Below are 14,739 nucleotides of genomic sequence, written 5' to 3'. Positions count from 1 at the left end.
TGTGGTTTGGGCAGTAGAGGCGTTCTATACATGGAAATTGGCCAAATACGGAAAATACACGATGGTTCTGATTAACTCAATAATCATGACCATAGTCAAGTACCTCGCCGCTGTCGGGTAAGCACGAATGCTGGAACCACCTCACGACGGCGCTTGCCCAGGGTAGAGGCACCGAGACCGGGCTCGCAGGAGGGTGGAGGGCCGGTGGATGCCTGATCGAGCGCTACCTCCAGGACAAGGGGAAAGGCCGCGGTGGGGACGGTGGGAACTATCGACGAAACGCTGCACGCGAACTCGAGCGGTACTGAGTTGGCCGTCGGTGACCACGGGGACAACGGTTTGTCAAGGATCGTCCTTGACGACGCCGACTGGATGCTGTGCTGGGTGTCGTGCGGTTTTCCGGTCGCGCAGTAATCGTCGAGAATCGCTTGCGTTTCCGTGTCGACGAGCGCCGTCGTATTCAGTGTTTGAACGCAGTAATTTGTCCATCGACAGTAGTGCTTGCTCGCGGTTTCGCGATCTAAGAACGTGGCGTCGATAGCGGCGTGATCGCTCGGGTCGTACAGCTCCGACGAGAGTCGGAGCAACACCCGCCAGAGTGCCGTTTTAAGTTCGTCAAACGCTTGACTAACGTGGAATGGTCTGGGAGATTGGCCTAGTCGAGGCCGATCTACCCGAGTATTTGTAACTCGCTCAGCAGATCAAGGCTGTCGCGGTAGGATTTGTCGAGGTAAACCCCCAGACAGTGAAGTGACACAACCGCCTAGTCGGCGGAACCGATACCCTCTCCGGGGCGGCGGCTTCGCCTCACACACTGATAGCATTTTTGGTCAATCGTACTGCTTTCTGCGCGCGGCGGGAGATCTTCGGCATAGAATCAGCGGTCTCCCACTTCATTTTCTAAGTTCTAACGGCCGAAGCCGACGCAATCTAGTGATTCACCAGACCCCGTGAAGATATTCATGCGTCGGAGGTAGTGTTCATATTAGCTGATCCCATATGAAGTCGAACGCTTGCAACCAACTTTCGACAGTCTCTGCTTCGGCGTGACTGAAGCAGTTTGAGAACTGGTTTGTACTGGGTTTTACTTCTCTAAAGGCACGTTCGACGCAAATTCGACTCCCGTAAATTTCATGCTGGAATCGAAGCACGTGACGGTGACAGGCTGCCTGCAACCACGGAGTTCTATCGACGAGAAAGACCATATCGTCGACGAGATGTTTTTCGCAAAGATTCTCGAGGGACTTCTCGGTCAGTGCCTGTGTTCTCGTCGGGAAGAGTCGGACGTGTAAGCAAGTGGTTCGTTGTTGGATCAACAGCGGCGTATCGCCAGAATCGTTCGTCCTTGAATTGGGTCACCGCCCGTCGACTGGGACGTGAACCGGGTCTGCACTATCTGTGGGCTGTAAATCAGCTTTCTGCACCCGGTTATGGACAGTTGAGCATCAGTGGTCGACATCCAATTTATCGAGTATAGTTACCGTATTCGAAAGTGATAATCCAGCTAAATTGAGTCGGATACCGAGTTTCATCGCTGGCTCGGATGTCGCTTCTCGCTCCAGAAAATCTAACTCAAAGCAGTCACTACCTTCTGTGAGGGGGCGGTTTCGAGCATTGGTCACTCAAAACCCGACCGCCTCACTCTGTATCCTTACCTGAGCACCGCCCGGAACACTGCCTTTAACCATACTGGAAAACATGGCTACCAGACATGGAAACAGGGACTTGGTACACAAAGGCGGTAGAAGCCGGATGCGAGGAGGTGTTCTACGAAGTCCTACGGTTGCTGGATCGAGAGAAGTGGGTCGTAGAGTCATATCATAACCAATCGGAAATATTGGCTGAGTCAGGACTCATCTTTCCAGAGGGGATGGACTCGGGCCCTAATACAGAGATTATCATAGTTCACCCAGGCGAAAGAAGTAGCCCAAATACTTCAGAGGCCGACTTAGTGGTTCCAATCGTAATCATCGAAACAGATGAAGTGAGCATCATTTCGACAGTTGGGGGTGAAACGTTCAACTCAGTATTTTCAAACTCGAGCGAACAAAATAATGAAATGCTGTGGGAAGAACTCACCACAATTATCGATGATGCAGCTGCCGAAGCAACCAGTTGAGACGTCGGTTTGAGTTGCAGAGATGAATCCGTGGGAGGACCAACGACCTACTATTGTGCGACGTTAATTTCTAAGCCTCTGTACAACTTACTTTACCCCGCTGAACGCCGACGCTGTATGCGGATCATATCGCCGACTTCAGGGAATCTGGACCACCATCTGACGATATGGGGCGTCCCAGAACCTCGCATGGACGTTCCAGACGCTTACCATGAGAGTCTCTTGCGAGCATGAACGCCGATTTCATTACGAACTCAGCTTTGCACATTGAATCGGGGCCGTGACGTAGCCGATAGCAAGGATTGATAATGCCGATCATGACAACCCTTGCCGTCTACGTGCGTGTTCGATGGGTTCGACTTGCGGTTACCAGCATAACGCCGTCACGCCAAAACCTACGTCACCGGTCTTGTTGCGGCCAACAACAAGACCGTGGCGGTATTGCACGCGAAGTCCTTCCAGCCAACGGAAAACGCGCCCTCAACAAATTCCTCACCGAGTACGGCTGGAACGAACAGCAACTCAACCGCGAACGCGTTGACGAACTTCAGAAACACAGGGGGTGCGCGCTGGTTGAAGGATGGTTACATTATCTCTGATGACACGATCACCGAGAATTCTGAGGACGAAATCCCCGGTATCGGCCACTTCTACGATTGCGGTGAAGGCGACACTGTCTAGGGCGAAGAGCTTATCCACGCCTTCTACGCTGACGACAAACCTGCCTACCCGCTCACCTTCCGCCTCTACGAACAACAAGATGGCGGGGACGCCGACCCCAATACCTAGTACGGTCTCGCCCGTGGAATTGTTACGGAACTCGAAGAAGGGGTAGTGTGCATGCGGACACCTACCTCTTCGACCCGTGGTTCGCCCACGATTCTGGGATTCCCACCCAAATCGAATTCCACGACAAGGGCTGAATCGGCCCGCTCCGCAGCAATCACAAGGTCACCCACGCTGGCGAATAATTCAGCGGCGATACGCTGGCAGAGCGCATCGACAGGGTTGAGAGCTATACCGAAGAGGAAACCTACCACATTTGGACGAAGAAGCTTCCCGTCTCCCAGTTGGGAGACGTGAAGCTGGCCATCGCCTAAAAATAAACCTGGGAGGGCGAAGATAACCCGGTCAAATACCTCGCCACGAACAAAATCGACGCATCGACCGAACACGTGATTCGGTCCTCCAGAATGCGGTGGCGAACCGAGACGTTCTTTGAGGCCCCGAGGCAGGATCTCGGCTTAAGCGACTCCGAGATGCTGACCGACGAAGGTGCCAGTCGGCACTGCCACCTTCTCATGGCCGCCTACGGCCTCGTTCGTCTTAATCCCGACTTGAGCGCCTTGGGTACGGTTCGCTCGAAGTCGTCATCTTCGAGCGAACCTCGAGCATTCCATGAAAGAAGCTTTCTACAACCTTCTCTCGTAGATTCGGGACAACGATGACCGAGGCGTCGATGATCTCATGCAAGAGATCGACCAGCTCTTCGTTCACTCAACAGATAACGCTAACGTGCAAAGCTAGGTAACGTTCTCAATTATCTGTTGTCGACTGCGCTGTTTCTGAACTGGGAAATGTCGTCGATCCTGCCGGGGGAGGCCTCCCGGCAAAGGGCACGGACCTGCGTTTGACAAAGGACAAACGGGCAAGCCACGGCATCTACGTGACCACGGCCTCCGTGGTGGGAATGGGTTTCGGTCACGTTGAGAAGCGCTAGTAACGGTGTTTACGCAGCACCGAACCGCGCTCCACTATGCTATATGCTCACAATGTATATAGAAGTAGATGAAGCGGAAAATATTGTATTGTGACTATGTCTTTATACTAATTTTCCGGACCCCATTTTCTTCCAGCGCCCCTATCGCTACGTCGCCGGGTAAGCATACGAGGAATTTAAACAGGACCCGCAGTCCCCCACGCAGTTCGGAGAATTTGAAGGATCTTCTTTCGGCCACCGCCGTGCGTACGGAGATTGAATACCCGTGACCGAAACCAAAGGTGGCATGAACTTATCTCCCTCGACCACCGTTACGCGACGCGGGCGGACTGACCACCCTCACTGCCAGTATAGAGGACAATTGTATTCGGACACAAGATGAACTCAAAAATGTAGGGCAGCTAATTATGCACCGGTTCTTCCAGCTAACCGCCTGCGTTCACACCGGTTGGATTGATGGACCCACTACCGTCATCAGTCCACGAGAAGTTCGATGGGGTGAGTCGGGTGCCGTTCGAGGAGTGAATCTAGCTGTTCAAGGCAGGATGTTCCGCTGGCGACGACCGTCCGGTTCTGGGTATCCTTTTCATGGAACTGCCGGCGGAGTTCGTCCCCAGCGGCCATGCTCACGTCGTAGTAGTCAGACTTATATCCGAAGCTACCTGCCATGCCGCAACACTCCACGTCGGAGGTCCACACGTCGAACCCGCAGTGTTCGAGGACAGCGACAGTGTGGCCCTCAAGGCCGAGCGTCCGCTGCTGGCAATGGCTATGGTACGCGACATGCTCACCAGCACCCTCGCAGAGCGCCGCCGCATCTGCGCCGTTTTCCAGCAGTCCAAACACATACTCCATAATTTCGTAGCTCTCGTCAGCAAGACGCTCTTGGGTCGCCAGGTCCAGCAGTTGCTCGTACTCGCGTTCGAACATCGCCAGATCGCTTGGTTCAATGACGACGATGTCACGCCCTTCCTCGATGAATGGGTCGAGTGAGTCAGCGACCCGTTCGGCGTGATCGCGAGCTGTCTCCACCATTCCCTGCGAGAGAGGAGCACGACCACTGGAGGGTGCCGTAGGAACCACTACGTCGACTCCTAGGGTTTCAAGGACCCGGATAGCTGCCTTTCCACGTTCGATCTGTACATGGTTTGTGTAGAGGTCGGGGTACAGTACTGCCTGGCGGCGCGGGTTCTGGATCGTCGAGTCGCGGTCAGTGCACCACTCAGTCAGCGTCTCGCGTTTGAATTCCGGCAGGTCGCGGCGGGCATCGATGCCAAGGAATCGGTCCATCATCCGCTTGGAGACGGTGGTGTCAGCTAACCAATTCGAGAGTGGTGCCAGCGCGGAGCCGAGTTTCGCAACCGTCTCGAAGTTGCCGAAGAGTCGTTTCTGAAGTGGTGGGTTCCCCGCCTCATCGTCGGGTGTCAGCCCGTCAACTAGGAAGTCAATCTTCCCAGCCTTCCCGCGGTTGACCCGATCGCGGACAACGGTGTTTATCCAAGGGATATCTATCTTCACTGGGCAGGCGTCGACGCAGCGCGAACAGCCAGTACAAAGGTCGTTGAACTCACCCGCGACGTCCGTTCCTTCGACACCGGCCTCCCAGCCGGTGGCAATTCCTCCCGAGTATGTCTCGCCGCCGAAGGCATGTCCACCGACTTGCTGGAAGTTCGCGCAGACGTTTGAGCAGGCCGAACACCGGATGCAGTACAACGTCTCACGCAAGTCGTCGTCGTTGCGCATCGCCATCCGTCCGTTATCGATTAGAACCAAGTGGAACTCTCTATCGTCGTCATCGAGCGCCGAGAGAGGCGTTTCGTCGTCGTTGAAGTTGATCGTCGGCGTCTTGACGGGTGGGGTCAACAGGGAGATGTACGACGTGATGTCTTGCCCGGTCCCGGAACGCCCGATGAGTTCTACAAACGGTTGGAGGTCCTCAATGGAGGGGATGACCTTCTCGACGCCGGCGATGGCGACGTGCGTATCCGTCGCCGCTATGGATTTTCGAGCGTTTCCTTCGCTCGTGACCAGCGCCATAGTGCCAGTATCAGCAGCAATGAAATTCGCACCGGTCATTCCGACATCGGCTTCAGAGATGCGTTCACCGAGTGTTTCCCTAGCGAACGTCGTTAGTTCCTCTGCTGTCTCGAGGGGCTCATCAGAGTCGAAATGCTCGTTGAGCAGCTCCGCGATTGCCTCACGTGACTTGTGGATAGCTGGGGCGACAATGTGAGATGGCGCCTCATCGGCCACCTGCAAGACCCACTCGCCCAGGTCAGTTTCGACCACCTCGTGCCCATCCGTCGCGAGCGCGTCGTTGACGTCTAGTTCCTCAGAAGTCATCGACTTGCTCTTGACTACGGTCTTCGCGGACTCTTCGCCAACGACCTCGCGGATGTACCGGTTTGCGTCCGCTACGTCATCGGCGAGGTACAGCGTCCCACCATTACCCTCGACAGTTTCCTCAAGTCTGTCGATGAGCTCTGGGAGACGCTCGATGGCGTCTTCCTTGATTGTGCGCGCCTCCTCTTTCAGTGCCTCGTAGTCTTCTAAGTCGGCAACGGAGTCGTAGCGTCCCCGGTTGAAACTCTGCGTGTTCGCATGGACCGCATCACCTTCCTCATCCATTATTTCACGGAGGCGGTCTGCCTTCGACATGGGTCAGTCCTCCACGATAACGACCCGGACTTCACTCGGGCCATGGGCGCCCTTCACCAGTGCACCCATGTCGGCGGTGGCACTGGGACCTGTCGCAAGAACCGCGCTACCGTATCTGTTCGAGATGTCGCGGCCGAAGCGCTCGAACGCTGACTCCATATCTGACACGACATCGGCGGCGTCGAGGACAGCCACGTGCCGGTCGACGTGGAGGCTTACGAGTTCACTTCCCGCAGCTGTCGTGGGGAGTACCACGGACCCGTAGTCGGCCACAGCGAAGGCTGCCGGCGTCACGCCTGTCGTGGCATCCTTCAGCTCAACCGGCGTTGGGTCGACGGTCACACTGTCCGGTAGGGAGGCGTTGTCCCGATCTAGATGGACCGCGACCGCCGGGTCAGCGGCAAACGCTGCGACAGCGTCAGCTACCTTACACGGAGCGACACGCCTGCTCTCCACGTTCAGACTCGCCAGTGATTGCTCAAGCGAGCGGGTGTCGGTCGGCATGTACACTGAAAGGGTCTGGGCGAGTAATTAGCTTTGGGTCGGCGTACCGCGGTTTGTGCGTGTTGAGACAACGACCCGACACTGTCCTTCGTGCCTCGGCGACAGTGCCGCAAAAGCCACATTTATGCTCGACCCCTGAGTTTCCGAGTCTACATGTCGGGAACGGGAGCCCCCGATGAGTTCTACAGTTGGGTAGTCGCACTCGTCGGCGCGTTCGCTAGCATCTTCACCTTTGGAACGCCGTACTCATTCGGGGTATTCCTTCGTTACTTTGGGCCCACATATCCGTTCTCCGAGGTGCTGCTTTCGAGTATCTTCTCTCTGCAGCTGTTCATGTTCTTCGCTGGCGGAGGGATTCTCGGTGTATTGATATCGAAAGTGCCTGCGAGGAGGGTCCTCATTGTCAGCGGAGCTGTGCTCTCGCTACTCGCCCCATCGCTCTTCGTCGTTGAATCGATATATGCGCTAGCGTTCGTGTTTGCGACGATGGGTGTTATTCTCGGAACGGTCTACGTGGTTCTTGCGTCGACTATCCCCCGGTGGTTCGATACGTACAGGGGTACGGGAACTGGCATCTTGTTCGCCGGGAACGGACTCAGCCTCTTTCTCGTCCCGCCAGCATGGCACTATACGTTAGATACACTTGGTGTGCGACAGGGATTTTTCGTCTTCCTGGTGGTAACAGCGGTCCCAGTCTTCTTCGCAGGACTGATCTGCCGGGACCCGCCGTGGGTCGAGGACGAATCGACAACGGGAACGGAACTGTACGATTGGGTTGTGGGCATCTGGCGGTCGAACGATTTGACGTACCAATTCGCTGGCGTCGCCTTCTCGCTAGGGTGGTACTCGCTGTTGAGTGTATTCACTCTGGGGCTGTTCGAGAGCCGGGGCCTCAGCGCGTCACGCGCGTCGCTGATGTTCGGGTTCATCGGTGGAATTAGCATTTTCTCGCGACTAGGTAGCGGCGTTGTCGCGGACCGCATCGGCGCCTATCCCTCGTATCTCCTGTCGATGAGTACCGCCGGCGTCGCGACAATACTCCTATTTGTTCCATCAATACTGACGTCGCTGGTCGCCGTGGTGTTGTTCGGCCTCGGCCTCGGCGGCGCGGCGACACTATACATCCCGGTCCTCCTCGAGATGTACGACCCCGAGCGAAGCACAGCTGTCATAGGCGTATTCACAACAGCCTTCGGAGTAACGTCCCTAGTGCTCCCGCTCGTCGGAACAGCCATCGTCTCGAACACTGAATCGTACGTGCCTGTTATTGCGTTCACGCTGGCGACGATACTGCTCGGAATGTACTGCTGGTGGCGAGTCTGAAACGTTCGGCCAGCCGACAGCGGTATCGACCTCGAACACGGATAGTGGTCCTGAACACGAGTTTGACAAAGGCTTATCACTCATCACTCTATTCGTTGTAATATGGAAGAAGAGAAGACCCTCTCCAACGAATTCGCTACGGTCACAATGCGCATGGTTGACACGAGGAACGGGCGCCGACTTGAGATACGGTCCCCGAAGCTCGGTCGAAGCATCCGCCTGGACCCACTTGAACTGGAGAGTCTGACGTGGCAGGACCACAGCGTGTTCTCCGAGATGCTGGAGACACCGTTCGGTCCTGAGGATGAATTAAACCCGGACGAACTGGACCGTCCACACAGGTAGTTTCGTCTAGCTGGTTGAGGCGTCCGTCAGGGTGGGAGAGGAGCTGTGAACGCAACGGGAAGAGAACCGACACGCAGTTCGGGCCCGAGAATCAGTTTCGGGCCTTCTGAGGAGAACGGTGTTGGTGCGCCCCGTTTCGTCGCGTCGATCTTGTTTTACGATGTCGCGTTCGGCTGTGCGCTCCGAGGCGTGTCCTAGCGTTCCGGTGTATTCGGAAACTCCACTTCACGCGATTAGCCTCCCCAATAGAACACACTCAGAGTCCTCCGGTGGGCCATATAGGTGCCGATGGCTGGAAACACCCATCCCTTACTGTTCGACCGCAAAATGCGACGATTCACACCGAGTGCGTAGGGAAGCTACAAGCCCTTACACACATGCACTCGGAAGTCTTCGACGGTAACCGAGGTAGGATGTCAGTCTCTGGAAGTTAGCTGGTCGCGCAACCGCTCCAGCGATAGCGAGTCGAGACTGTCGGAGTCCTTGAGAAGGCCAACCAGACCCTGCGGGAACAACAACACGACAGTGATAAAAACGAGACCCAAGATTATCTGCCACGCGTCGAACGTAGAGTTGAGGTAGGTCTCGAGGTAGATGAAGACACCAGCACCGATCATCGGACCGTAGAGCGTGCCGACGCCGCCAAAGACCACCATAATGATTATTTCTCCAGAGAATAACCAGAACAACATATCGGGTGATGCGAACCCCTCTGCTGCGACGAAGAGACCACCAGCTAGCCCACTGACCATTCCGGAGATGATGAACGATATATGCTTGTAACGGTCGACGTTGTAGCCGATGAATTCCGCGCGCTGATCATTCTCTCCAATCACTTGGAATATCAGCCCCAGTGGCGAGTTCATTAGCCGACGGGCGCCTATGTAGACGGCCACCATCGTGAGGAAGACAATATAGTAGATCATCATCTCAGAAATTTCGATGCTGGCGAAGAGGGTCGGCGTTGAAACGGTGAGGCCGTTGTTGCCACCGAGGAAGTCACTCGACCGGATTACGATTTCGTAGAGAATCTGCGCGAACGCAAAGGTTATCAACGCGAAGTACACGCCCGTGGACCGAAGCGAAAAGTAGCCCACGATGAACGCGAACGCTGCACTGAGGACGACAGCGACCAATAAGAGGGGAATAAGCCCCTCCGAGAGGTGGAGTACCGTAAGCGCTCCACCATAGACGCCGAGACCGAAGTACGCGGCGTGGCCGAACGAAATCATCCCCGTGTAGCCCATCATGATGTCATACCCGAGGGCGAAGATGGCGAATACCATCGCTTCGATCATCAACACTGTATAGAACGAGCCAATGAACGGCGGTGCAACGAACGGGAATACCGTTAGCACGGTGAGAATCGCTATTAGCCAGCGGTTCTCGACCGCGCCGTGTCGAATCGTGTTTAGATTTACGTTCATGTTATGCCTCCGTGATGGACGTCGGGAACAGTCCTTCTGGTTTGATGACGAGCGTGACGACAAGTGCGAGGAGCACGAGTATCGACGTGAAGCCGGGGAAGAACAGTGCCCCTAGCGCTCTCACCTCGGCGATGATGAACGCCGCGACGATGGAGCCGCGGAAGCTCCCGAGCCCACCGATTACCACGACGATGAACGCGTCGATGATTATCGAGACACCCATCGTCGGGGATAGACCAACCACTGGTGCTGCGATGACTCCGGAGACTCCGGCGATTCCAGCGCCGAACGCGAAGGTCATCGTGAACGCGCGCGGTAAGTTGATTCCCAGTGAGCGAACCGTCTCGGTATTGTGCGTCCCTGCTCGAATGATCAGGCCCATGTTCGACCGCTGAATCAATAGGAACATTCCGCCGACGAATGCCAGACCGAACAAGAAGATGAAGATTCTATAGGCCGGGTACGACAGCATGCCGAGCTGGAGCGAGAAGTCGAGCAGGTCGGGCGTAGGCATCGACTTTAGGTCCGCTCCCCAAATGAAGTGAGCCGACTGGTCAAGCACGAGTAGGAACCCGAAGGTGATTAAAAGGTGGTCCACCGGATCGCGGCCGTACAGGGGCCGAAGCGTCGTATACTCAAGCAACCCGCCCAGCGCCCCGACGAGGATGAACGCGACTACGATGGCTAAGAAGAACTGTTCAGTCAGCAAGTACGTGCTCAGCCCAATGTAGGCGCCGAGCATGTAGAACGACCCGTGAGCGAAGTTCAGGATGTCCATGAGGCCGAAGATGATAGTCAGTCCCGACGCAATCAACACGAGCAGCATCATCTGAGAGAGTCCGTTCAGGGCTTGGGCGATTATTGCGGACGTCGCGACCATTAGTCGACCTCCTTCTGACGGACACCGAGAGTCGTTTCCAGTATCTCTTCGTTCTGTTTTAGTTCGGTGGTCGTGCCGTGGAAGCGGTTCTGTCCGGTCTCGATGATGTAGTGTCTGTCGGCTAGCTTCATAGCTATCTCCGTGTTTTGTTCTATCAGGAGGATTGCGGCCTCTTCACCCCGTATCTCGTTGAGGATGTCTACGAGGTCGTCGACAATGACGGGCGCGAGTCCTTCACTAGGTTCGTCGAGTATCAGTAGGTCTGGATTCGTCATCAGCGACCGACCGATAGCCAGCATCTGTCGTTCACCGCCGCTCATCTGACCTGCGAGTTGCGTGCGCCTTTCGTCCAACCGCGCGAAATAGTCGTAGATCCGCGCGAGACGCCCCGCCGAATCGTCGTGGGCCATCCCGCCGAGGCGAAGGTTCTCCTCAACGGTCAGTGATGGGAAGATGTCGCGGTCTTCAGGGACCAGCGAGATACCAGCCTTCGAGATGTGTTCGGGTGACCAGTCAGTTATTTCCTGGTCGTCGAACACGATGGTGCCCTCCGATGCTGGCGTCAGACCGGCGATGGAGCGAACAGTCGTCGTCTTGCCGGCGCCGTTCCTACCCAGGAGCGAGACGACCTCGCCGCCCGTCACCGACAGCGAGACGCCGTGAAGGACCTTGCTCCGGCCGTAAGAGGTGTGGATAGAATCCACGTCGAGCAGCGCCATCAGAGGCCCCCCAGATAGGCTTCCTGCACTTGCTCGTCGTTCAGTACCTTGCTAGGTTGACCCTCGACGAGTTTTCGGCCCTGGTTGAGAACCATGATTTGATCGGAAACATCATCGACGACGTCCATGTCGTGTTCAATCAGTAGTATCGTGAAATCGCTACTGAGTTGTTGGATGAGACTGATTATTCGCTCAGTCTCCTCGGGCGACATCCCTGCCGTGGGTTCGTCGAGTAGTATCAGCTCAGGGTCGGTCGCAATCGTGATGGCGATCTCCAGACGTCGCTGGTCGCCGTATGGGAGGTCTGACGCTCGCTGATCGGCCTGGCCCTCTAAGCCGACGTTTCGGAGCGCAGCCATCGCCTGTTCGCGAACGTCTTCGTACTCATCTCGGTGCCGCCAGAACGTCCACTGGCGGTTGAGGGTTGCTTGCGCCGGCGCCCGGACGTTTTCGAGTACCGTAAGGTCTGGGAAAATATTGTTTATTTGGAATGACCGCCCGATACCCGCCGTGCAGCGTTTGTACGGTGGATCCTCGGTGATGTCTTCACCAAGAAACTTGACAGTCCCCCTGGTCGGGGTTAGTCGACCGCTTAGCAGGTTGAAAAACGTCGTCTTCCCGGCGCCGTTCGGACCGATTATCGAGGTAATCGTGCCCTCGTCGACGCTGAAGTCAACGCTATCGACCGCCAGCAATTTACCGAATTCTTTGGTGAGGTCTGTTGCAGTCAGCATATTATCCGACGATTAATTGCTTGCCCTTCATCAATTGTAATCGCTGTCTTGAATTAGAACGCTTCACACCGATCCTCCAGGATGACATCTTCTTGAGTGTCGAGAATTTCATTCTGCTGGTCCCGAACCTCGCGGATGTAGAAGTCGAGAATAGCTTGGTGGTCACCAGCGCGGTACTTGATGTCACCGTGGGGAGCGGCAACTTCTAGTCCTTCGAGCCCGGAGATGACATCCTCAGTGTTTGTCGAGCCGCTTTCCTCCATCGCCTTGAACACGGACTGGGCAGCGGCGTACCCCCGCGCGTGATAAAGATTCGGTTCAGACACGCCGTGATTGGACATGACTGATTTGAAAGTCTGGAACTCCTCACGTTCGAGCGTGTCCGCATAGTCGAGGCAAGTCTTCCACCCGTTCGCGTTTTCGCCGATAGCTGGCATTACGTCGCCAGTCGTCAGGTACCCGAGGCCAGTCAGTTCGTGGTTTTGGCCCAGTCCGAAGTCCGCAGCCTGGTTTAGATATCGGACTGCGGCCCCCCCAGCGAAGAACGAGAACACGATGTCCGCGTCGGAGTTCTGTATCCGAGAGAAGTACGACGAGAAGTCGCTTTCGTCCTGGGGCGCGTAGATGTCTTCAACGACTGTCCCGCCGCCCTCCTCGAAGTACCTCTTGAAGAACCCATTTACTTGCGCCCCCGCAGAGTAGTCCGCTGAGAACGTGATGGCATCGCCGTCAAGGTTCTCAGCGGCCCACTGCGCCATCGGCATCGCCTGTTGCTCGTTGATGGGTGATGTCTTGAACGTATACCGGTTGCACTTATCCGTGACCGCCGCCGTTGTGGCCGCGTTCGACATGATGGTCAAGACCTCGTTCTCCTCGATAATCGGAAGAAGCGCTTCGCCGACGTTCGTAGATACAGGCCCGTTAATGAAGTCAGCGCTTTCCTGACTGACAAGCTGTTCAACTGCGTTTCGGGCCGTGCTCGGGTTTGCTTGCGTGTCCCGGGTAGCGACCTCTATCTCCCGGCCGTTAATCGAGCCGTCCCGATCTTCAATCGCCGCCTCCGTGCCTGCGATGATTGCTTCTCCGAGGGCAGCGTATCCACCAGACGTCGGTACTGCGATGCCGGCAGTTATCGGACCGCCTGACCCACCTTGGCCGCCGATGGTGCCTGAACAGCCGGCAAGCGCGGAAATCGACCCCACGGAACCGATGGCCTTCAGGACGTTACGACGATTCCTGACAGTGGTCTGGTAGCTCTCACTGCGGTCTAAGCCTTCTTGTCGCTCGGACATATACTGCAACACACTCACAATCAATATAATAAACTTTGGGTTCAATACACCCCTATTACTCATACTAGGGTCCATTTCTTCGAGCACTCAGATATATTCGTCACTGTCGGGCCTTAGGGCGTACCTGCAGGTCTGAAACCGGATATCCGGGAGGTGAGCAGTAGTTTTACCATCACTCGCTGTATTAAACGATATCAATGCCCTTGGAAATCCGCGAGAAGAAAGTAGACGTCAACGGCATTGAGACCCACTATTACGAAGGTGGTACGGGCGAACCACTCGTGTTGCTCCACGGGGGCGGTCCAGGAATCGATGCATGGCTGAACTGGCAGTTTCTTATGCCCAAACTGGTTTCAGCTGGGTACCGTGTCCTCGCGCCGGATCTCGTAGGGTTCGGCAAGTCTGAGATACCCCACCCAGACAATTTCGATTACGACGGAACGGTTTTTCAGGACCACGTAGTTGGCTTCGTGGAGACGCTCGAACTATCCAGACCCACGCTCGTCGGACAGTCGTTCGGGGCCTCTGTGGCGATTGGAACCGCAATCAAGCGCTCCGACTTGATCGACAAACTCGTGCTGTTCGGCCCGTCGGCCCGCCTCATCTCTGAATCAGACCCCATAGATCAAGACTGGTCAGCGCTCGGTCGGTCAAATATGGAGGAGATTGTAGGACGGATGAGCGTCACCGACCAGTTTGACCTAAACGAAGCGATCGACCGACGGATCGAGATGTGGAACAGAGAAAACGCTCCTGAGGCATATGCCGCAATACGAAGGATGCTAGAGGGTGGCGGACTCGTGTTCGCGGACGAAGACATTGCTAACCTGCCGCACCAAACTATCATCTTCCAGGGCAAAGACGACGACTTCTTGGGCCCGCCGGTCACTCATACGTGGGAATACATGGAGCTAATTGATAACGCGTCGCTATACGTAATAAAGGGATCTGGACACTGGGAGATGGTAGATCAGGTCAACGAGGTTGAGTCTATGCTCCGCCGGTTCCTATAATATAC

At 55.8% G+C, this 14,739-nt stretch carries 11 protein-coding genes and 4 pseudogenes; 6 read left to right on the top strand and 9 right to left on the bottom strand.

Annotation, left to right across the window (positions count from 1 at the left end):
* Positions 1–212: 212 nt before the first annotated feature.
* Positions 213–369 (top strand): annotated as a pseudogene (locus NO345_RS19900) (site-specific integrase); the annotation flags it as partial.
* Here NO345_RS19900 and NO345_RS18175 read toward each other — a convergent pair.
* Positions 363–873 (bottom strand): annotated as a pseudogene (locus NO345_RS18175) (transposase); the annotation flags it as partial. The pseudogenes NO345_RS19900 and NO345_RS18175 overlap by 7 nt on opposite strands.
* 107 nt (positions 874–980) lie before the next feature.
* A pseudogene (locus NO345_RS18170) lies at positions 981–1,622 on the bottom strand (IS6 family transposase).
* Positions 1,623–1,711: 89 nt separating this feature from the next.
* On the opposite strand from NO345_RS18170, the gene NO345_RS18165 reads away from it, so the two are divergent.
* Both NO345_RS18165 and NO345_RS18160 read left to right on the top strand, forming a co-directional pair.
* A complete protein-coding gene (locus NO345_RS18165) occupies positions 1,712–2,119 on the top strand; it encodes a hypothetical protein (RefSeq protein ID WP_256301646.1) in 408 nt (135 codons plus the stop codon).
* A 327-nt stretch (positions 2,120–2,446) separates the two neighbouring features.
* Positions 2,447–3,646, top strand: a pseudogene (locus NO345_RS18160) (IS701 family transposase).
* 667 nt (positions 3,647–4,313) lie between these two features.
* On the opposite strand, the gene NO345_RS18155 reads toward NO345_RS18160, so the two are convergent.
* The gene (locus NO345_RS18155; protein ID WP_256301644.1) at positions 4,314–6,497 is read right to left on the bottom strand and encodes an LUD domain-containing protein; all 2,184 of its coding nucleotides are present in this window, start codon (positions 6,495–6,497) and stop codon (positions 4,314–4,316) included.
* 3 nt (positions 6,498–6,500) lie between these two features.
* On the bottom strand, positions 6,501–7,001 hold the full coding sequence (locus tag NO345_RS18150) for an LUD domain-containing protein (protein ID WP_256301642.1): 501 nt from the start codon (positions 6,999–7,001) through the stop codon (positions 6,501–6,503).
* A gap of 153 nt (positions 7,002–7,154) precedes the next feature.
* Between NO345_RS18150 and NO345_RS18145 the strand changes: the two genes are divergently transcribed.
* Positions 7,155–8,324: an MFS transporter gene (locus tag NO345_RS18145; protein ID WP_256301640.1), complete on the top strand. Its 1,170-nt coding sequence runs from the start codon at positions 7,155–7,157 to the stop codon at positions 8,322–8,324.
* A gap of 102 nt (positions 8,325–8,426) precedes the next feature.
* Positions 8,427–8,669, top strand: coding sequence for a hypothetical protein (locus tag NO345_RS18140; protein WP_256301639.1), 243 nt, complete (start codon positions 8,427–8,429; stop codon positions 8,667–8,669).
* 416 nt (positions 8,670–9,085) lie between these two features.
* Here NO345_RS18140 and NO345_RS18135 read toward each other — a convergent pair whose 3' ends face one another.
* Genes NO345_RS18135 through NO345_RS18115 form a run of 5 tightly spaced genes read right to left on the bottom strand, consistent with a single transcriptional unit; the run spans position 9,086 to position 13,721 of the window.
* Positions 9,086–10,096 carry a branched-chain amino acid ABC transporter permease gene (locus NO345_RS18135; RefSeq protein ID WP_256301637.1) on the bottom strand — a complete coding sequence of 337 codons (1,011 nt, stop codon included), beginning with the start codon at positions 10,094–10,096 and terminating at the stop codon, positions 9,086–9,088.
* A 1-nt stretch (position 10,097) separates the two neighbouring features.
* Positions 10,098–10,976: a branched-chain amino acid ABC transporter permease gene (locus NO345_RS18130; protein WP_256301635.1), complete on the bottom strand. Its 879-nt coding sequence runs from the start codon at positions 10,974–10,976 to the stop codon at positions 10,098–10,100.
* Positions 10,976–11,695, bottom strand: a complete 720-nt coding sequence (locus NO345_RS18125) for an ABC transporter ATP-binding protein (RefSeq protein WP_256301633.1) — start codon at positions 11,693–11,695, stop codon at positions 10,976–10,978. The genes NO345_RS18130 and NO345_RS18125 overlap by 1 nt, the downstream gene beginning before the upstream one ends.
* Positions 11,695–12,429: an ABC transporter ATP-binding protein gene (locus NO345_RS18120; RefSeq protein WP_256301631.1), complete on the bottom strand. Its 735-nt coding sequence runs from the start codon at positions 12,427–12,429 to the stop codon at positions 11,695–11,697. Before NO345_RS18120 ends, NO345_RS18125 begins: the two co-directional genes overlap by 1 nt.
* Positions 12,430–12,482: 53 nt before the next feature.
* Positions 12,483–13,721 (bottom strand): ABC transporter substrate-binding protein, encoded by a 1,239-nt coding sequence (locus tag NO345_RS18115; protein WP_256301629.1) that lies wholly within the window; start codon positions 13,719–13,721, stop codon positions 12,483–12,485.
* A 197-nt stretch (positions 13,722–13,918) separates the two neighbouring features.
* On the opposite strand from NO345_RS18115, the gene NO345_RS18110 reads away from it, so the two are divergent.
* A complete protein-coding gene (locus tag NO345_RS18110; RefSeq protein WP_256301627.1) occupies positions 13,919–14,734 on the top strand; it encodes an alpha/beta fold hydrolase in 816 nt (271 codons plus the stop codon).
* The last annotated feature ends 5 nt before the right edge of the window (positions 14,735–14,739 follow it).

This window comes from Haloarchaeobius salinus (assembly GCF_024464185.1).
In the GTDB taxonomy this organism is placed as follows: domain Archaea; phylum Halobacteriota; class Halobacteria; order Halobacteriales; family Natrialbaceae; genus Haloarchaeobius; species Haloarchaeobius salinus.
The sequence above is the reverse complement of the archived record's forward strand: the minus strand, read 5'-3'. Positions and strand labels throughout refer to the sequence as shown.